The 20489-nt window shown below is 39.3% G+C and carries 19 protein-coding genes; 7 read left to right on the forward strand and 12 right to left on the reverse strand.

What is annotated here, in order from left to right; translation table 11 throughout:
* Positions 1–52: 52 nt before the first annotated feature.
* A complete protein-coding gene (locus PSE72_RS05885) occupies positions 53–631 on the reverse strand; it encodes an NAD(P)H-dependent oxidoreductase (protein WP_115167555.1) in 579 nt (192 codons plus the stop codon).
* Positions 632–1009: 378 nt separating this feature from the next.
* On the opposite strand from PSE72_RS05885, the gene dkgB reads away from it, so the two are divergent.
* Complete coding sequence (dkgB, locus tag PSE72_RS05890) at positions 1010–1813, forward strand: 2,5-didehydrogluconate reductase DkgB (RefSeq protein ID WP_272690923.1); 804 nt, start codon at positions 1010–1012, stop codon at positions 1811–1813.
* 34 nt (positions 1814–1847) lie between these two features.
* On the opposite strand, the gene yafC is transcribed toward dkgB, so the two are convergent.
* The gene (gene yafC / locus PSE72_RS05895; protein WP_115167553.1) at positions 1848–2747 is read right to left on the reverse strand and encodes a DNA-binding transcriptional regulator YafC; all 900 of its coding nucleotides are present in this window, start codon (positions 2745–2747) and stop codon (positions 1848–1850) included.
* Between the two features lie 420 nt (positions 2748–3167).
* Here yafC and PSE72_RS05900 point away from each other — a divergent pair, with 420 nt between their 5' ends.
* From PSE72_RS05900 to fdnI, 4 genes are all read left to right on the forward strand, one after another.
* On the forward strand, positions 3168–3491 hold the full coding sequence (locus PSE72_RS05900; RefSeq protein ID WP_115167552.1) for a YnfA family protein: 324 nt from the start codon (positions 3168–3170) through the stop codon (positions 3489–3491).
* Between the two features lie 405 nt (positions 3492–3896).
* A complete protein-coding gene (fdnG, locus tag PSE72_RS05905) occupies positions 3897–6944 on the forward strand; it encodes a formate dehydrogenase-N subunit alpha (protein WP_198641294.1) in 3048 nt (1015 codons plus the stop codon).
* A 10-nt stretch (positions 6945–6954) separates the two neighbouring features.
* Positions 6955–7842 carry a formate dehydrogenase subunit beta gene (fdxH, locus tag PSE72_RS05910; RefSeq protein WP_004909723.1) on the forward strand — a complete coding sequence of 296 codons (888 nt, stop codon included), beginning with the start codon at positions 6955–6957 and terminating at the stop codon, positions 7840–7842.
* Entirely contained in the window at positions 7835–8491 is a 657-nt protein-coding gene (fdnI, locus tag PSE72_RS05915) for a formate dehydrogenase-N subunit gamma (protein ID WP_004909726.1), read from the forward strand. The genes fdxH and fdnI overlap by 8 nt, the downstream gene beginning before the upstream one ends.
* Positions 8492–8735: 244 nt before the next feature.
* On the opposite strand, the gene PSE72_RS05920 is transcribed toward fdnI, so the two are convergent.
* Positions 8736–9302, reverse strand: coding sequence for a GNAT family N-acetyltransferase (locus tag PSE72_RS05920; RefSeq protein ID WP_115167550.1), 567 nt, complete (start codon positions 9300–9302; stop codon positions 8736–8738).
* The gene (locus PSE72_RS05925; protein ID WP_115167549.1) at positions 9289–9744 is read right to left on the reverse strand and encodes a GNAT family N-acetyltransferase; all 456 of its coding nucleotides are present in this window, start codon (positions 9742–9744) and stop codon (positions 9289–9291) included. Before PSE72_RS05925 ends, PSE72_RS05920 begins: the two co-directional genes overlap by 14 nt.
* Positions 9745–9964: 220 nt before the next feature.
* On the opposite strand from PSE72_RS05925, the gene agp reads away from it, so the two are divergent.
* On the forward strand, positions 9965–11218 hold the full coding sequence (gene agp / locus PSE72_RS05930; RefSeq protein WP_109911081.1) for a bifunctional glucose-1-phosphatase/inositol phosphatase: 1254 nt from the start codon (positions 9965–9967) through the stop codon (positions 11216–11218).
* A gap of 108 nt (positions 11219–11326) precedes the next feature.
* Entirely contained in the window at positions 11327–11803 is a 477-nt protein-coding gene (locus PSE72_RS05935) for a GNAT family N-acetyltransferase (protein WP_198641292.1), read from the forward strand.
* Positions 11804–11998: 195 nt separating this feature from the next.
* Here PSE72_RS05935 and PSE72_RS05940 read toward each other — a convergent pair whose 3' ends face one another.
* The 8 genes from PSE72_RS05940 to mdtG form a co-directional block, all read right to left on the reverse strand.
* On the reverse strand, positions 11999–12436 hold the full coding sequence (locus PSE72_RS05940) for a universal stress protein (protein WP_004909739.1): 438 nt from the start codon (positions 12434–12436) through the stop codon (positions 11999–12001).
* A gap of 199 nt (positions 12437–12635) precedes the next feature.
* Complete coding sequence (locus PSE72_RS05945) at positions 12636–13205, reverse strand: tetratricopeptide repeat protein (RefSeq protein WP_004255883.1); 570 nt, start codon at positions 13203–13205, stop codon at positions 12636–12638.
* A 563-nt stretch (positions 13206–13768) separates the two neighbouring features.
* Positions 13769–14176, reverse strand: coding sequence for an acyl-CoA thioesterase (locus PSE72_RS05950; RefSeq protein WP_004909747.1), 408 nt, complete (start codon positions 14174–14176; stop codon positions 13769–13771).
* A 224-nt stretch (positions 14177–14400) separates the two neighbouring features.
* Positions 14401–14589, reverse strand: coding sequence for a hypothetical protein (locus tag PSE72_RS05955; RefSeq protein ID WP_115167471.1), 189 nt, complete (start codon positions 14587–14589; stop codon positions 14401–14403).
* Between the two features lie 111 nt (positions 14590–14700).
* The gene (locus PSE72_RS05960) at positions 14701–16119 is read right to left on the reverse strand and encodes an NAD(P)/FAD-dependent oxidoreductase (protein ID WP_115167470.1); all 1419 of its coding nucleotides are present in this window, start codon (positions 16117–16119) and stop codon (positions 14701–14703) included.
* 272 nt (positions 16120–16391) lie between these two features.
* Positions 16392–17180 carry a PhzF family phenazine biosynthesis protein gene (locus PSE72_RS05965; protein WP_115167469.1) on the reverse strand — a complete coding sequence of 263 codons (789 nt, stop codon included), beginning with the start codon at positions 17178–17180 and terminating at the stop codon, positions 16392–16394.
* Between the two features lie 157 nt (positions 17181–17337).
* On the reverse strand, positions 17338–18867 hold the full coding sequence (locus PSE72_RS05970) for a peptide MFS transporter (RefSeq protein ID WP_004909757.1): 1530 nt from the start codon (positions 18865–18867) through the stop codon (positions 17338–17340).
* A 383-nt stretch (positions 18868–19250) separates the two neighbouring features.
* Positions 19251–20477: a multidrug efflux MFS transporter MdtG gene (mdtG, locus tag PSE72_RS05975; RefSeq protein ID WP_004909760.1), complete on the reverse strand. Its 1227-nt coding sequence runs from the start codon at positions 20475–20477 to the stop codon at positions 19251–19253.
* Between the last annotated feature and the right edge of the window lie 12 nt (positions 20478–20489).

A 20489-nucleotide genomic window follows, 5' to 3' on the forward strand; every position in this document is an offset into this window, starting at 1 on the left:
AATAATGGCTAAATAACAAAAAGGAATACAAATGTATTCCTTTTTAATTTGATTACCCGAAAATTTCGGTGAGATGTGTTTTGTAATCGTTGATATATTTTTTAATATTGGGTTCTTTGATCACGTCGTTTACCATAAAGGTTGGGAATTTTTTCAATCCGAGAAATTGTTGTGATTTATGAAAGGCAAAATAGACACCATCGACACCTCGACCATCAAAAAAATTATCAAACTCATCAAATGCATCAAGAGGGGCATTCCAAGTCACCGAAAGCATATATTTTCTTCCATGAAGTAGGCCTCCAGTACCATATTGTTTGCTTGGATCTTGGCGAGTACGACCATCGCTTGTATATAAATGGCCGTGACCGAGGGTATAAACCTCGTCCATATATTTTTTTACCATCCAAGGCATCATCATCCACCAACCAGGCATTTGGTAAATAATTGTATCTGCCCAAAGAAATTTTTTAACTTCATTATCGATATCGTAGCCCGACTCGATATGGGTTTCTTGAATAGTGTACCCTAACTCATTTAGCGTGGTTTTAGCTACATCATGTAATGTACGATTAAGCTGGCCTGCCGAGTGAGCAAATGTTTGTCCGCCATTGAGAAGAAGAATTTTCATTTGTATTGCCTTATTCGTTAATTGCTAAGTTATATTTAGGCTAACAAACTAGAATAAAGATAAAAAGTAGAGTAATAAAACGGGATTTGTTATTTTTATGGATTTATTGTCTATATTTATGATTTGATTAGGCGAGGTTTAGTCAAATATCACTATAAAGACTATTTTTATAGTTAAAACTCTTAATAATAGAGATTATTGATTTTTTAGCAAAAGTCTATTGAGATTACGGCTATTTTTCTCTGCATTATCCCATCGTATTCTTTGTGATATTCAAATTATCGCAGTAATTATGGGTTAGTTCGTAGCGAATGAACATGGACTATCCAGATAATTACCCGTGAAGCTTAATGTAAAAAATTTAAGAAAGGTAACATAATGACGATTCCTGTAATTGGTGTGGGTACATTCCGTTTAAAAGATGATGTCGTGATTGCTTCAGTAAAAAATGCATTAGATGTTGGGTACCGCGCTGTTGATACAGCACAAATTTATGAGAATGAAGCTGCGGTTGGGCAGGCTATTGCAGAAAGTGGCGTTGAGCGCAGCGAGCTTTATATCACAACAAAAATTTGGATTGAGAATTTAAGTAAAGATAAACTTATCCCAAGTCTTAAACAAAGTTTAAGTGATTTGCAAATGGATTATGTGGACTTAACACTAGTGCATTGGCCATCTCCAAATGATGCGGTTTCTGTTGAAGAGTTCATGCAAGCATTATTGGAAGCCAAAAAACAAGGGTTAACACGTGAAATTGGTATTTCTAATTTCACTATTCCATTAATGGAAAAAGCAATCGCGGCAGTCGGTGTTGAAAATATTGGGACAAACCAAATAGAGCTTTCACCTTATCTGCAAAACAAAAAAGTTGTAGAGTGGGCAAAACAACATAATATCCATATTACCTCTTATATGACATTAGCGTATGGTAAAGCATTAAAGGATGAGGTTATTGCGAGTATTGCACAGAAACACAATGCAACATCCGCTCAGGTTATTTTATCGTGGGCGATTGGTGAAGGGTATTCTGTTATTCCATCATCAACAAAATGTGAAAATTTATTAAGTAACTTGCAAGCAACTCAATTACAGTTAGATAGTGACGATAAAGCGGCGATTGCAGCATTAGATTGTAATGACCGCTTAGTTAGCCCAGAAGGTTTAGCGCCAAACTGGGACTAATTGATCATTCTATATGCTCAGAGGCTAGGATTTGTTATGGCCTCTGAATTTCTGCAAGATATTGAGTTAAGCTATCAATAAAAACCCGAATACGCTGGCTGACAACGCGGTCACTGTAATATACGGCATGGAATGGTAAAGGAACAGGCTGCAATTCATCCTTTAATACTTCGACAAATTGGCCATTTTGAATATATTTATTCACCATAAAGTCAGACAAACATGCAATCCCATTTCCAGCTAAACAAAGCTGTCTTAGTGTCTCCCCGCTATTTGATGATATCCCTGTAGTAACTTCCATTAGTTGCCCATCAATGCCTTTAACTGGCCACATATTTAATGATGCAGGTTCAGTAAAGGTCAGGCATGTATGATGCAAAAGATCTTGAGGAGATTTAGGCTCATCATGTTGTTCCAGATAATTTGGCGACGCAATAATCTTGCGATAACTCTTAAATAATGGGCGAGCACGTAAGCTGGAGTCGGTGAGATGCCCTGCCCGAATAGCAACATCAACTTTCCGTTCAATTAAATTAACAAAGGTTTCCGATGAAACTAACGACAAGTGAATGTCTGGATATTGTTTGCGAAAAATAGCAACAAAAGGAATTAATATATGCAATACAATCGGTGTTGCTGCATCAATTCGTAATAGGCCTTTTGGAGAGCTTTGTGTGTCATATAATTCATCTTCTGCCGCTTGCATTTCTTGCAAGATAATTTTCATGCGTTGAAAATAAATTTCGCCCTCTGCAGTTAGGTCAATTTGCCTGGTGGTACGGTTAAGTAAATTGACCCCCAGTTTTTCTTCCAATTTTTTGACGATTCGGCTCACTGCTGAATTTGCTAAATTAAGTTTATCAGCCGCTTTACTAAAGCTTTTTTGTTCAACCACTTCTATAAATACACGGGCTTCTTCAGATGTTGCTCTCATAATAATTTTATTAGCCAATAAGATGATAGAAAAGGTGACTATTATAGTAACAGCAATAGGTCTTAAAATTTAAACTAAAAGTTTAAGAGAATGGAGTTTTATTAGCTTAAAAGCTAATCATATTGAATCATAACCTATCGCTTTTCTTAAAAGAATTTTTAGTGCTTCAGTGTAATTTTCCTTGTGAATTGCATGTTTCGCTAATTAGCACGATAAAAGCCTTAGCCTTTACTAGGGACGTGTTTTCTCCTTGATTGAGTTAGTGGATGCTTCCTTGGATGATTGCGCTGCAGAATGTATTTTTTGTCTTACCGATTGCAAGACGTATTTCACTGATATTAGTGAAAACCACATAACAGTGTTGATGAAATTTGCTAATATCAAAGTGAAATTTATAGGGACTATTTTGAATGGGTTTTTATGTCGATAAAAATTATTGCTTTATTCTTTATCACTGCGTTGGCTGAGATTGCAGGCTGTTACTTTCCTTATCTTTGGATGAAAAAGCAAGGTGGGGCTTGGTTATTGATCCCTGCGGCGTTAAGTTTAATGTTATTTGTCTGGTTATTGACATTGCATCCGGAAGCAAGTGGCCGAATTTATGCTACTTATGGCGGGATATATATTGCCACCGCATTAGTTTGGCTGAAAGTGGTTGATGGTGTGTCTCTTACCTTGACTGATTGGGTAGGCGCTCTAGTTGTGCTCCTTGGAGCAGGGATCATAATTAGTGGTTGGAAATAGATGATAGTGTTATCACGTCACCTTGAAAAAAAATATTTGTTTATTTTAAGATGACGTGGCATTTAAGGCGATCACAAAATTATTCCTTTATGTTTATTTCATCAGATAAATACTAAATCTATATTTAAATTAAATTTAAAATTTATTTTTTCTAAAAAATAGACGGGTTCTCTTTTACGAAATGTTAATTGAAATGGAATTTAACTAAAATAGTTTAAATGTAACATTTGATCTAAATCAATTTAACAATAAATACTCTATTGGTAGTAATTTTAATTGATGTTTAACTACTCAGTTAATATTAATTAAACTTTTATTTTCACTTTCATTGATTTTAGGCAATATCTAATCATATTAGGCTGCTATTCTCTCACCGATTTATACAAAAAATATAAAGAGGTAGCAATGAACGTTAGTCGCAGAAAGTTTTTTAAAATCTGCGCTGGCGGGATGGCAGGTACAACTGTAGCTGCGTTAGGTTTTATGCCTGGAATGGCAATAGCTAATGTACGTGAATATAAATTACTTCGCTCTAAAGAGACGCGTAATACTTGTACCTACTGTTCTGTCGGTTGTGGATTACTAATATATAGCATGGGCGATGGCGCCATGAATGCTAAATCCGCGATATTCCATGTCGAAGGTGACTCAGACCACCCGGTAAACCGTGGTGCTTTATGCCCTAAAGGGGCTGGTCTGCTCGATTATATCCAAAGCGAAAATCGTTTACGTTATCCTGAATATAGAGCACCAGGCTCTGATAAATGGGAGCGCATTAGTTGGGATGATGCCTTCACACGCATTGCACGCTTAATGAAAGATGACCGCGATGCGAATTTCATCGAAAAAAATGCTGAAGGAACAACAGTAAACCGTTGGTTATCAACAGGGATGCTTTGCGCATCAGCTGCCAGTAACGAAACGGGAATGTTGACACAAAAATTCGCCAGATCGCTAGGAATGCTAGCGGTTGACAACCAAGCGCGTGTCTGACACGGACCAACGGTAGCAAGTCTTGCTCCAACATTTGGTCGCGGTGCGATGACCAACCACTGGGTTGATATCAAAAATGCCGATGTTGTCGTCGTTATGGGCGGTAATGCTGCGGAAGCACACCCTGTTGGGTTCCGTTGGGCAATTGAAGCGAAAAATAATAATGATGCCACACTGATTGTCATAGACCCGCGTTTTACGCGTACCGCATCAGTTGCTGACCATTATGTCCCAATTCGTTCAGGTACCGATATTACCTTTTTATCGGGCGTTTTGCTGTACCTGATTGAAAATCAAAAAATCAATGCTGAATATGTTCAGAACTATACCAATGCATCATTGATTGTTAGAGACGATTTTGACTTTAACGATGGCTTATTTAGTGGCTATGACGCTGATAAGCGTAGTTATGACAAAACCAGTTGGAACTATAAGTTTGATGAAAATGGTCACGCATTACGCGATGACACTTTACAAGACCCACGTTGCGTGTGGAATTTACTTCACAAACACGTATCACGCTATACGCCTGATATCGTTGAGCAAATTTGTGGAACACCAAAAGCCGATTTCTTGAAAGTTTGTGAGATTTTAGCCACAACAAGCGCGGCAGATAAAGCCGGGACTTTCCTGTATGCGTTAGGTTGGACACAACATACTGTTGGTGCACAAAATATTCGTACCATGGCCATGATCCAGTTACTGCTAGGTAACATGGGGGTTGCTGGTGGTGGTGTGAACGCGTTACGTGGGCACTCGAATATTCAAGGCTTAACAGATTTAGGGTTACTATCAACCAGTTTACCGGGTTACTTGACACTACCTTCTGAAAAACATCAGAACATTGATAGCTACCTTACTGCAAATACGCCAAAAGCGACATTGCCAAATCAGGTAAATTTCTGGAGCAACTATCCTAAGTTCTTTGTGAGTTTGATGAAGTCTTTCTATGGGGATTCCGCTCAAGCTGAGAACCAATGGGGTTATGACTGGTTACCTAAATGGGACCAAGCTTATGATGTGATGAAGTATTTTGACATGATGAGCAAAGACCAAGTGACTGGCTATATCTGTCAAGGGTTTAACCCAGTAGCGTCATTCCCTGATAAAAATAAAGTGGTTAGCTGCCTTAGTAAGTTGAAATACCTGATTGTTGTCGACCCGTTAGTCACTGAAACGGCTAATTTCTGGCAAAATCATGGTGAGATGAATGACGTTGATACAGCTTCGATTCAAACCGAAGTGTTCCGTTTACCATCCACTTGTTTTGCGGAAGAAGATGGTTCGATAGCCAACTCAGGCCGTTGGTTACAATGGCACTGGCAAGCGGCAGATGCTCCAGGTGAAGCGCGTAATGATGGCCAAATATTGACCGGTATTCTGTATAAAATCCGTGAACTGTATGAGAAAGAAGGCGGACAAGGCCAAGATCCTCTGATGCAAATGAAATGGAATTATAAACAACAATTCCATCCGGAATCAGAAGAAGTGGCGAAAGAAAACAACGGTGTTGCACTGGTTGATCTTTATGATGCCGATGGCAATTTACAAGCGAAAAAAGGCGAACTACTCAGCTCATTTGCTTTATTGCGTGCAGATGGTTCAACGGCATCTTCTTGCTGGATTTACACTGGTAGCTGGACTGAGAAAGGCAACCAGATGGCAAATCGTGATAATAGCGATCCATCCGGTATCGGTAATACACTTGGTTGGGCATGGGCATGGCCTCTGAACCGCCGTGTGATTTATAACCGTGCTTCTTGTGACACCCAAGGTAAACCGTGGAATAAAGACCGCGTGCTTATTGAGTGGAATGGTAAAAAATGGGTCGGTAATGATATTCCTGACTTCAATGCTTCTGCTCCTGAAGTAGGAACTGGGCCATTCATCATGCAACCAGAAGGTTTAGGTCGTTTATTTGCTATCGATAAGATGGCAGAAGGGCCATTCCCTGAGCACTATGAGCCATTTGAAACACCACTTGGCACTAACCCGTTGCACCCGAATGTGGTTTCTAACCCAGCGGCGCGGATTTTTGATGAAGACAAGAAACGTCTTGGCGACCACAAAAATTTCCCTTATGTCGGTACAACATACCGTTTAACAGAGCATTTCCACACATGGACCAAGCATGCTCGCTTAAACGCAATTGCTCAGCCAGAGCAATTTGTTGAAATCAGCGAAACATTAGCGAAAGCCAAAGGAATTGCGTTAGGCGATAAGGTCAAAGTCAGCAGTAAACGTGGGTTTATCAAGGCAGTTGCGGTTGTCACTCCTCGATTACAAACGCTGATGGTGGATGGCAAACCAATTGAAACAGTTGGACTACCTATTCACTGGGGCTTTGAAGGCGCGACTCAAAAAGGGTTTATCACCAATACGTTAACGCCGTCTGTCGGCGATGCTAACTCTCAGACTCCTGAGTATAAGGCATTCTTAGTTAACATTGAGAAGGCGTAAGGGAGGGAACATGTCCATGCAATCTCAAGACATTATTAAACGTTCCGCGACCAATAGCATTACGCCTCCGCCACAAGCGCGTGATGATAAGCTTGAAGTCTGTAAGCTCATTGATGTGTCATCTTGTATCGGCTGTAAAGCTTGTCAAGTGGCATGTTCTGAGTGGAATGATATCCGTGACGAAGTTGGTCATTGCGTTGGGGTTTATGATAACCCAACGGATTTAAGCGCAAAATCGTGGACGGTGATGCGTTTTAGCGAAACCACTGAAATGGGTAAGCTAGAATGGTTGATCCGTAAAGATGGCTGTATGCACTGTACCGACCCTGGATGTTTGAAATCTTGCCCATCAGCTGGAGCAATCATTCAGTACGCAAATGGTATTGTGGATTTCCAATCAGAGCACTGTATTGGTTGTGGTTATTGTATCGCGGGTTGCCCATTTAACATTCCTCGATTAAACCCGAAAGACAATCGAGTGTACAAGTGTACTTTGTGTGTTGATAGGGTGAGTGTTGGTCAAGAGCCAGCATGTGTGAAAACCTGTCCAACGGGGGCTATCCGTTTCGGTACGAAAAAAGAAATGTTGGAATACGGTGCAGAGCGCGTAACTAAATTGCAAAATCGGGGGTATGCGCAAGCGGGAATTTATGATCCTGAAGGTGTGGGTGGTACGCATGTTGTTTATGTGCTTCACCATGCTGACAAACCTGAACTGTATCATGGCCTGCCTAAAGACCCACAAATTGATACACCAATCAATCTGTGGCAAGGCATCTTGAAACCACTTTCTGTCGTTGGATTTATCGCGACCTTTGCAGGGTTGATTTTCCACTATGTGGGAATTGGTCCAAACAAAGAAGTGAGTGATGAAGAGGAGAAAGATGACCATGAGTAAGAAAAGCAAAATGATTGTGCGGACAAAGTTTATTGACCGCGCGTGTCACTGGACGGTTGTCATCAGCTTCTTCTTGGTTGCTTTGTCGGGGATTGCGTTGTTTTTCCCAACATTGAAATGGTTGACGGAAACCTTTGGTACACCGCAAATGGGACGGATTTTACATCCCTTTTTTGGTGTGTTGATTTTCGTTGTGCTGATGTTTATGTTTGTTCGCTTTGTGAAACACAATATTCCAGATAAGCAAGACTTACCTTGGATTAAAAATATTGTCGAAGTATTGAAGGGTAATGAACATGAAGTGGCTGATGTCGGTAAATACAACGCCGGTCAAAAAATGATGTTCTGGAGCATTATGAGCCTGATTTTTGTGCTCTTGATAACTGGTATTATCATTTGGCGCCCTTATTTCGCACATTTATTCCCAATGTGGGTCGTGCGGTGGGGGTTGTTGATTCATGCCGTTGCTGCGATTGTCTTGATCCATGCCATTTTAATTCATATGTACATGGCATTTTGGGTTAAAGGTTCAATCAACGGAATGATCGAAGGGAAAGTTAGCCGCCGTTGGGCGCGAAAACATCACCCTCGTTGGTACCGTGACGTAGAAGCTAAAGAGGCCAAAGCCGAAGCTGAAAGTAAAAAATAATTTACGCAGTAGGTGTTAAATAACATTAAGCCATCACATTGTGATGGCTTAGGTTGTTGACAAAGCGGGATAAAAGCGTGGTTTTTCCCACTTTGTGTTATCAGCCGAAAATCAATAAATTGATTTTCCTAATTTATTTTCAAAACCTATTAGATTTGCAGCTAAACATAATATGTTTGGCTGCAAATCTGAGCCATCACATTGTGATGGCTTTTTTTGTGGGGATTTTTGTCTAAATGGTTTCTTATTGATGAGATTTGTTTAAAAAGTCACTGGCCTTGATGCGATACAACACATGTTCTTGTAACCAATGCCCATCAGGGAGTGCTGGGTGATAAAAGTTATTTAGTTGTTTTATCATTCCTAGTCTTTTCATTACGGATTCTGATGGTGAATTCACCACTGCCGTAAATGCAACCAGTTCGGGCAGGTTTAGTTTATCAAAAGCGTATTCGATGACACGACTCGCTCCTTCAGTGGCGTAGCCTTGATGCCAATATTCCGGTAACAAACGCCAACTTAATTCAACACAAGGTGAAAAAGGGAGTGTTGCTGAAGGAATATTTAAACCGATAAACCCAATGAATTGTTTATTGGATTTTAATTCAACAGCCCATAATCCCCATCCTCCTTGTTGAGCAAATTTATCTATGATGGTTTGCATAAATTGTGCATTTTGCTGCTCATTAAGCACAGAAGGAAAATAATGCATGACATCGGGATGGCTATTCATTTGGTAAAATGACTGTTTATCTTCTTCTTGCCACCCACGCAGCCGTAAATGTGTTGTTTCTAACTCAATGATTATCATGACTATTTTTATTAAGACGCATATGAAGAATAGGGAATGGATTGCCTTCGCCGTCTAATTCAGAACGTGCATATTGTGTAAAACCCATATGTTGATAGAACCCGATAGCTTGAGGGTTTTGTTCGTTAACATCCAACTCAGTAATGCCTAAGGTATCAATGGCATATTGAAGCAGTTTTTTCCCTGTACCTTGGCCTCTACTTTCTTGGGAAATAAACAACATTTCAAGGCGGTGTTTATCGCACCCTAGAAAACCGGTCATATTGCCTGCGCTATTGAATGTCACAAAAACAGCTAAATACGGCAAATAAATATCTTTGATAGCAATTTTTAGTTCAGCAATTTTTTCTTCAGTTAAAAAATGGTGAGTTGCTCTCACTGAAGACTCCCAAACACGAATAATATCATCATCGTGTGCACGTGTTGCGCTTTGGACTATCATTATATTATCTCCGTGTATTGATTGGAAAATCTTAACTGCTGGTTTTCTTCTGTCAATCGTTTGTTTTTAATTTACCTTAAGATTGTTTTTGAGATATTTATCGCAGAAAAAAAAGTCAACTTCGTCATTATTAGATAAGTTGCGGTGTGATTTTTCGCTAAGTTCTTTATATAGCGATGAACGTATTTTTCTTTGTTGCTTTAATTGTAGGGGTATATTAATGAAATATAAATTGCTAACTCTCTGTTTATCTACGGCATTATTAACACCTATTGCGCCTGTATTAGCGAGTACAGATAGCAAAACAGATATGGTTTTAGATCAAGTTTTAGTCCTTAGCCGCCATAATTTACGTACACCTATCGTAAATACCGGTATTCTTACTGAAGTGACTGATAAAAAATGGCCTGCATGGGATGCACAAAGTGGTTATCTCACTACTAAAGGCGGCGCACTTGAAGTCTACATGGGGCATTATTTTAGGGAGTGGATAGACCAAAACAAATTACTTGCAGATGAACTGTGTCCAACAAGTAATGAGGATGTATACCTTTATACAAATAGTCTCCAAAGAACGATAGCAACTGCCCAATTCTTTGCTGCAGGCGCATTTCCAGGATGCAAGGTGAGTATTCATCATCAGCCTGAAATTGGTAAAATGGACCCTGTTTTTAACCCAATTATTACCAATGCTTCCCCTGAATTTAAACAGCAGGCACTCGCTGAGATGGAACAATATTTTAAAGGGTTATCACTGACTGCGGGTTATGACGAATTAGATAGTGTTCTGAATATTAAAGATTCTCAGAAATGTAAAACAGACAAATTATGTAATTTAAATAACCAAAAAAACAGCTTTATTATTGAAGCTGAAAAAGAACCAGGCGTCAGTGGTCCATTAAAAATTGCGAATTCAGCGGTGGATGCGATAGACCTTCAATATTATGAAGGTTTTCCTGCTAATGAAGTGGCTTGGGGGCTTGTGAATACCCCTGAAAAATGGAAAAAACTGAATACGCTAAAAAATGCTTACCAAGAAACGTTATTTACGCCAAAAATCATTGCAAAAAATGTCGCACATCCAATACTCAATTATATCGATAAAGGCTTTGTTTCGGTCGATAAAGGAGAAACAGCAAAATTTATATTCTTAGTCGGTCATGACTCGAATATTGCGTCACTCATGTCAGCAATGGATTTTAAACCGTATCAATTACCAGAGCAGTATGAACATACCCCGATTGGAGGTAAATTAGTGTTCCAACGCTGGACAGATAAGCAAGCGAATAAAGATTTTATGAAAGTCGAATATGTTTACCAAACTGCAGACCAGCTTAGAGATAATACGTATTTATCATTACAAACACCGCCTAAACATGTCACATTAGAGCTAAAAGGGTGTCCAATTGATAAAAGCGGCTATTGTTCTTGGGAAGATTTTCAAAAAGTCATGGCGACAGCCTTAGAACAGTAATCACGGTATATTGATGCCCTACAAACTTGAGCGGGGCATCATTTTTTGGGAAGATAGCCAAATTATATATTGGGTTTATTAATATCTTATGTGGACAAAATAGTCACTATGCCTATTCAGTTTTTTCAGCTAAATCAAATTGCTACCGCAGATCTTATCGCATTAAATACTCATCCATCTGTACTTGAACATATGCCTCTAGGCAGCAGCCATTTCGATGAGCAGGCCTGCCAGCAGTGGGTCGCAGGAAAAGAGCAGCATTGGAAGCAACATGGCTATGGAGTATGGGCCATTGTGATTGATGACCAGTTTGCCGGTTGGGGAGGGTTACAAAATGAAGCGGGTGATGCAGATTTAGCTTTAGTGTTACATCCTAAGTTTTGGGGAAAGGGAAAATCTATTGTTAAGAATATTATTAATAAAGCTTTTACATCACTGAAGGTTGAGTCAGTTACAATACATTTACCGTTAACACGCAAGAAAGTATCCGCGATTTTACGTTATGGTTTTACTGAAGAACGCATTGTTGATTTTGATGGTATTCCTTTTAAACGCTTTAGATTAAGCCATTCATCAGTTTTATAGCATAAAAAAACCCCGCTAAAAAAGCAGGGCGTGAAAATCACGAAAATGTTTATGAGCCTTTAATTTACCCTAAATGAACACATAAATAGCCCTATAAAGTGTATGTCTTTGCTGTTTTTTGTAACAATCATTAAGGCTAAACCTTTTGTTTGTAAAATGTGTTTGCTTAAGCTCCAAATAGCACTTTAGTCTTTATTATCTAACCACTAATACACTAGTTTTTGCATAACGAACTACTGAGGCGGCATTAGAACCCAGCAAATAGGTTGACATACTCGGGCGGCGTGAACCTAATAGAATAATATCGGCGTTGATATCTTCTGCGGTTGCCAAAATTTCGTCTTTAACAGAACCAACGGTTGCTTTCGCCTTTATTTTATCTGCAGGGATATCAAATAGTTTAATTTTTTCTTTTAATTCTGTAAGGATAATTTCAGCTTGTTTTTCGTCGTCAGGGAAGTCTCCTGGTAAGATGGTGCCACCATAGCGTAAATAGTTTGAAATTGGTGCGGTTACGGCAAGAAAGTGCACTGTTGCATCATTCAATTTTTGTAGCGAATTAACATGAGGAACTAATAAGTTAGTGAGAGCATCTTCGGTTACATCGATCGGAACTAAGATTGTATTGTACATAATATCTCCCTTACTCTTTTATATTATAAGTTTAGAACAATATCATACATTGTGAAATTGATTATTAATAGTAATGAATTTATTGGTGGAAGGGTGTGAGCAAGTAGCCGTAAAAAGATTTTTCATCAAAAAAAGAGGGGAGCCTGATGCCATTATAATGAATAACATCAGGTAAAATGCAGGAAATATTGGGGTAGATTTATTTTTTTACGCAAGCTTCTTTTAAGCCAGCTTTGCAGGCTTGAGCTAGATATTCAGCTGCAGATTTTTCATTGATTTCAATTCCCTCTCCACTTTCTAGCATTTTACCGACTTGGTATTGTGCGGGTGGAAATTTTTTATCAGCAGATTTTTTGAACCACTCAAAAGCAGTAATATAATTTTGTTTTACACCAATACCTTGATAGTAAAACTGGCCCATATAATTTTGGGCTTCAACATTGCCTTTATTGGCTGATTTTTCGAATAGATCCATGGCTGTTTCAAGGTTGGCCTCAACGCCATTACCATTTAAATACATGTCCCCTAAAAACAACTGAGCATCAGAATTGCCCTTATTCGATGCCATCGTTAACCATTTTTTTGCTTTACCATAGTCCTGTTTAAGCTCGTTACCAAGGTAATAGCCAATTCCTAACATGACTTGCGCTTTTATATCGCCTTTTTGCGCTTCTTGCTCGATACGTTTGATAGTTTCTTTGGGAACCGCAGCGACACTTAGGTTAATTGAAAAGGCACATAAAATAATAAATGAAAGAATTCTAAGCATAATTTGATATCTTATTTTAGCGTTGTTTATTTCTATTTTTAATAAAATGTCTCAATGAGATTTATTACCAACAAAGTATATTACATAAAGAAAAGTTTACATCAAAATACGTAATATAAAATAAGCTATAAGCCTGAGGACTTTACGCATTTTTAGAGTTATTGGCATCATCTATACTCTACGATTTTAATTTAAAAATATCAATATATAATAAAAATATACAATATATTAGGGTATGGGATTTCCTATCTTTTAGCCACGTTATGTGTTTGTTGTAACAAGATATTAATAAGAGAAATGATTAAGAAGTCATGCCAGACAGATGAAAAGATAAGGGAATGGAATATTAATTGATATTTTAAGTGTGGTTTAAGGCGTTAGGGTGATTATTTTATAAAAACATTTAATACGAATAAATTTTCGATATAAAACACATCAGAAGTGAGAAAAGTGAATTAAATAAGGGCGGCTGATGTGTTATTAGAAAGGTGTGAATTAAAGTTTACAGAATTCGCACCTTTAGCAATATAAACAAAACCTTTATGTTGATGGCTTAAAAAAGCTTATGACTCAAATAGTGGGGTAGGTTTACCATTGTCATCAATTGCAACAAAATTAAACTGGCCATGTATCACTTCTTCTCGACCTTCTGAATACATATCTTCTAAAAAAATCGATACATTGACCGTCAAACTGGTTCTTCCAACTCGAATGACTTTACCCACCAACTCAACAATGGTTCCTGAAGGGATTGGATGAGTAAAATTAATTTTTTCAGTGGAGACCGTAACAAGGCGCTTACGGCTAAAACGTGTTGCGGTAATAAAAGAAACTTCATCCATCCAAGCGAGAGCAGTACCGCCAAATAGGGTGCTGTGGTGGTTAGTTGTTGTTGGAAATACCACTTTAGAGACGCGAGAAATGGATTGCTCAATTTTTTGTGTGATGACATCGTCAGCGATGGAACTCATGGTCTACCTTACAATTGTTACTTAGTATGCTAGTAATTGTTAAAAGCAATAATGTTAAAAGCTAAGTGTAATACTCATTTCAAACTAATTCAGCAATAAATGTGAAGTGAATCGTTCCGGCAGGGAAATTTTTGAGAATGTCAGCTGTAGCTAAAATCAGAAGAGGGAATATTAAAGGCCCAGAGTTCAAATTATGAGCTTTTAAATTCTAATGAGGCATGGAATTAATTATCTAAATACTCTGCACTCATACGAACAGCTTTTGCGATAGAACCATCTAAAACAGGGGCTGCAATTTGTGGTTTGTTGTTATCAGCAATCATGTCCTCTAATTGCCCTACGGTGTAACTTTTTTCAGCGAAAGCTTTGGCGCTTAACAGTGAAATTGCTATTGCCAATAGTGATTTATTCATAATCACTCCATTTGATTTAAGTTTCGAATACTAAGCAATAGAGCCACAATAGGTAATAAAAAAACCCTTCATATTGAAGGGTTTTTTGTGAGCAAATTTTACAAACAAGTATTAACTAAATCTGTATAGACTAAATGGTTTCACATTCAGTGAGGGTTCTTTGCCTAATAACAAGTCAGCGGTGAGCTCGGAAGAAACAGGACTTTCTGTCATTCCCCAGCCTGTCGCAGTATTGATAACTAGACCTGGGTATTCATTGACTTGAGAAATGATTGGGTGCTCATCTGGTGCGATGGCCATAGCACCACTCCATTGGTCAATCAATTTAGAATCCTTAAATGCAGGGAATTCTGTTTTTAATTTTTCAAATGATGCATTCAGCTCAGGCAAGTCAGGTAATGCAGTCATATTTCTGTGTTTTTCGAATGGTGAAACTTCATCCATTTTCCAGCTTGTTGGTTCAGTAAATGAATTAATTAACTGTTCATTTAATGAAATATGGACAGGGAAATCTGGCATCGACAGCAGTGGAATGTATTTGTAGCCATAGACGAAGGAATCTTTAACAACCGGAGCAACAATCACGCGAGGAGATGTTGCGTAGGTACCATCCGCTTGTTCACGGAAGAAAATATTGCCTGGTAAAGCAACGTTACCGCCTGGCGCAGTTGGTGAACCGGTGATCAGTTGCTGAGATTGATAAGCTGGTAATGTTGGGACATCAACGCCTAAGTTTTGCATAAACAGTCTTGACCAGACTCCACCTGCAACAACAACACGCGAGGTTTTAATAGGCCCTTTCTCGGTGACGACATCAGAAATAACGCCTGCTTGTGTTTCTAAGCCTCTAGCAGCACAGTTAGTGTAAATTTTGATACCTAATTTTTTCGCGTAATCTGCCATGACGAAGGTCGCAATTTCAGCATCTAAGCTACCGGAGTCTTCTTCAAAACCTGCGATAGTCCATTTAGATTGTGCACCATTTAAGCGCTGGTTGAGTTCTGCGCCTTCAATGATGCGTGTTTTGAATGGAATATCTGAACCGACGTTTTTACTGCGAGTATCAATCCATTCTCTAACATTAACAAGATCTTCTTCATCGAACGGTACTTCAATGCGCCCTTGAGTACGATAGCTTGTATCTGCACCGACTTTCGCGTTCATCTCTCTCCAACGTTGTTTGCCTAAGTGGTGGAGTAAGAAGGTTTCATCTGGCATTTTATAAGTGATGACTTGGCCATAGAAGCGGGATGATTGTTCGCCTGCAATATTACCTTTTTCAACAATAACAACATCTAAACCGCGCCCAACCAGCTCAATTGCTGTCATAATTCCTAGAATTCCAGCACCAATAACAACGACGTCAGCTTGCTGTGGTAGAGGACCTTCTGTTCCTGCGACAAAACCATGTCGCGGTTTACCAGGAACAAATCGACCTTCACGAGTTAACATTGGAGTTAAAATTCCGGCCCCTGCAGCAACGGCAACAATACCACCACCAATCAAAAATTTTCTTCTAGTAATAGCCATCTTATAAGTTCCTTATATCGAATGAGTTTTTCACAATTGGCCAAAGCTTCAATTAGAAATATTTATAATTGTAATTATATCTTTAATAATGATTATGATTGTAAACTAAATTAATGTGGAATTAAAATTTTTAGTTAAATGTTAAAAAATTTTTTTTTCTAATATGAAATGGGCGCCAATATTTCAAGAAAAATAATGGCGCTGGCGGAATTGAAGTAGGAGAAACAGGCAGGAAAAAATGGCTTTTATTCTAGTTTATTGATTTATAAAACTTAAATTAGGATTTGGCCTGTTAGAAACAAAACGGCGTTACCTGTTAGTTTTACTCGACCAGAGGCTAGCTCGCAATGAACTACTCCTCCGCGTGATGATATTTGATGGCCAACTAACTGCACTTTATTTAGCCGATTTGCCCATATTGGTGCAATAGCACAATGTGAAGTGCCTGTTACAGGGTCTTCATCAACCCCTTTTGCTGGGGCAAAATAACGAGAAACAAAATCACAATCGTTAGTCGCACTTTCTGCTGTAATTGTTAATCCAGGTAGAGAAAGCTGTGAAAGCTTTAGCATATCCGGCTGGCAGTTTTGAACGAGTTCTGCACCTTCAAGAAAACACAGGTAACGGTCTTTCGCTATCCAAAGCTCTTTGATTTTGATTCCAAGGATGTCAGCGAGGTGTGGGTATTGGTCTGGATGACTTTGTACAGATTCAATAATTGGAAAATCGAGTGTAAACCCTTGGGCATTTTGTGTCACAACCAACTCACCTGATAAAGAGCTAAATGTTAAAGGATGAATGTTTTGTTGGAGCACATGGTTTAACACAAAGGCTGCGGCAAGTGTTGCATGACCACATAATTTTACTTCAACTTTAGGGGTGAACCATCGAATATGACGATCGACTAAAAATGCGGTTTCTGACAAATTAACTTCTGCAGCAATTGCAATTAGCTGTTCATCTGATAACCAGTTATCGAGTAATACAACCGCTGCAGGATTACCGTGAAAAAGGGTATCTGTAAAAGCATCAACATAGTAAATGGGAGCAGAAAGGCTCATTATAGGGTTTCCAAGAGTCATTATGGGATGATGAAAGGCCAGTATAACGCCTATTTTATGAAATATAATAGGCAAATTATTAATAGGCTAATGAAGCTGGGGGGAGATCCGGTAGCGTGTGGGTTGCTACCGGATAAAAGACAATTAATCCGCGTTATTAAGCATTTGCTTCATTTTTGTCTGCATTTTTGAGCATTTTCCTGACAGGGATAATCAACGCTGCCAATACGACCGCACAGATGACCAGCGCAATAGAGACATGGGAGAATAGCTCAGGCATTGAATCCAATTGGTCTTTACGGATGTTACCACCCATGATACCTGCGGCAAGGTTACCCAACGCACTCGCACAGAACCATAACCCCATCACTTGACCACGCATTTTTTGTGGTGCGAGCAAAGTCATTGTTGCCAAGCCGATAGGGCTCAAGCACAGTTCTCCTAATGTCAGTAATAAGATACTGCCAACTAGCCAGAAAGGGGAAACGCCACTTTGTGTTGCAAGCACTTGGTTTGCTGCCACCATCATGATAGCAAAGCCACCTGCAGCAAATAAGATACCAATCACGAACTTGGTCATGCTGCTTGGGTTCATATTACGTTTAGCCAGAGAAGGCCAGAACCAGCTAAATACTGGGGCTAACAATATAATAAACAACGCATTGATTGATTGGAACCAAATGGTTGGGATTTCAAAACTGCCCATTTGGCGGTCAGTATAGTCGCGAGCAAAGATATTAAATGAAGTCGGTTTTTGCTCAAAAGCGGACCAGAAGAATGCGGCTGCAATCAGTAAAATTAAGCAAGCCAGTAAGCGAGAACGCTCGCTACTGTTTAAACCGCCAAGGAAGAACATAAATAAGAAATAGATGCCCACACAGGTCGAGATAACATAAGCAGAGCTTTTCGCGATGATTGAGGCATTAAATGGAATCGTACCATTATCAATCAAGACAACCAGTATGGCCAATAATACCATGGCAAAGGTTACCCATTTCCCCACGTTTTTGCGCTCAACTGTTGGGCGGTTCCATGTGGAATCAAGGCCAACTTCTTTATCATAGCGGCGCATTTGAGGAATGGCGTAAAAACGGAAAATTAACAGGGCAATTAGCATTCCTAAGCCACCAAGGCCAAAACCTAAATGCCAGCCATATTTTTCATGAAGTGGACCAATAATTAACGGGGCAATAAATGAACCCATGTTAATACCCATATAGAACAGAGAGAAACCGCCATCACGACGTGTATCTTCTTTCTTATACAGCGTTCCTACCATCACAGTAATACAGGTTTTAAATAACCCTGTACCTAATACGATGAGTAATAAACCAACGAAAAAGAAGGTATTTGATAAAAAGGCAGACATTGCGATGGATAAATGGCCAAACGCAATAATTAATGAGCCGTACCAAACCGCGCGGCGTTGGCCTAACCAGTTATCGGCTAACCAACCACCCGGCAACGAGGTGATATAAACCCCACCAGCGAAAATACCGACAATAGCGGAAGCTTGTTCAATAGGTAATTCCATTCCGCCTTGTAATAATGCCGCACTCATAAATAGGATAAGTAACGGTCTAACTCCGTAAAAAGAGAAGCGTTCCCACATTTCTGTGAGGAAAAGCGAACTCAATGGGTATGGATGCCCAAAAAAAGTTTTTGTTTTAGTCGCAGAATTGTTCATCTGTGAACTCCCATAAATACTCTCTTGAGAGGTTGTGCATGATATAAAACACCAAGCCGTGCGCTTGAATGTCAATTGTTATTGATATGTTAACATAAACATGTGAAACATATTTTTAACATACATTATTATAGAATCACCTATATACAGAATGAATTTATTGTAAAAGGTGTGCTTTTAAGGTGAAAAGTCGATATAACTCTCATTTCTCACGATAAGCTAGGGGAAGATACAGGATTTTAGTTGACAATAAAAGAAAGAATTTTGAATCGATTAAGTTGTTTAAAATCAATTGTTTGAAGTTGTAAAATTTTAATTTTAAGCAAAGTGAGACAATAAAGCGTATAAATCATCAGGTTTTTGTACAAAAAATAGCAAGGGGGTTATTGGTCGGACGGGGAAGCGCGTAGACCATCGGATTGGCGCCGGATAACTAACCATGAATAAATTAAGTTGAAGAGAACTAACGCCGCAGTGAAAAAGAATACGGCTCTGAAACCATAGGTGGCAGCGACAAAGGAGCCCATTAAAGGCCCTGTCACGTTTCCAACATCGCGTAATGCTTGGTTATAGCTGAAAATACGCCCAGTCACTTGGTGAGAAATATTATAGATAATTAACGTTTGTACTGCAGGTAATAGTGCAGCATTTAGTGCCCCAAGCATAAATCGGAGAAAGCCTAACTCCCAATAACTACTTACCAACCCCATTGGGAATAATACAAAAATAGATGCGCCCAGCACGGCGAGTAAAACTTTTTCAGGGCCTATTCGGTCACTGAGTTTACCTAACATGGGCGCACTGATTAAAGCCGCAACACCGGGAATGGAGGCTATTACACCACTGACAAAGGCGAGGTTTTCTAAAGAATCAGATAGATCCCGAACATAGAGGGTGATCACGGGGTTGATTGACCCCATCGCAGCTTGAATGATCATCGTGGTGAAAAACAAGCTAATGACTAAATTCTTATTGCGTAGTGAGGCAAATACTTGCTTGCTGGACAATGCATCTTTGCGCGAAACGGGTGTGAAGCGTTCTCTAACATAAAAGAGCGTGACAAAAAAGCAAATAAACAGCACCGTTGCTGTAATAAAAAAGACGGGGCGTAAGCCATATTGGTCAGCAAGAAAACCGCCGATTAATGGGCCAATAAGTGCGCCACTGACCGCACCAGTCGCAAGGACGCCCATAGCCCAGCCGCTTTTTTTCACGGGAATTTGAGTTGCAATCAACGCGTTAGCATTAGGAACAAAGCCACCCAATAAACCTAATATGGCTCTTAAGGCTAATAATTGCCAAATATTCTGCGCAAAGCCGATTAACACCATGACAATCGCCATGCCCAGCGCGGATCGCAATAGCATTAATTTTCGCCCTTTGCGATCGGATAATCTCCCCCAAAATGGAGCGGCAATGGCAGAAAATAAAAAGGTGATACTAAAAACGGCACCAGTCCATAAATTCAACGAAGCATGGTCTTTGACACCAAGTTCTTCAATATATAACGGGAGAAAAGGCATGATCAGGCTAAAGGCGGCACCTGTTAAAAAACAGCCGAACCACACGACGTATAGGTTACGTTTCCAATACTCTGTTTTTCCCGTCATAATTTTCCCGTT

Origin of the sequence: Providencia sp. PROV116, assembly GCF_028482485.1 — a bacterium.
Taxonomy (GTDB): domain Bacteria; phylum Pseudomonadota; class Gammaproteobacteria; order Enterobacterales; family Enterobacteriaceae; genus Providencia; species Providencia rettgeri.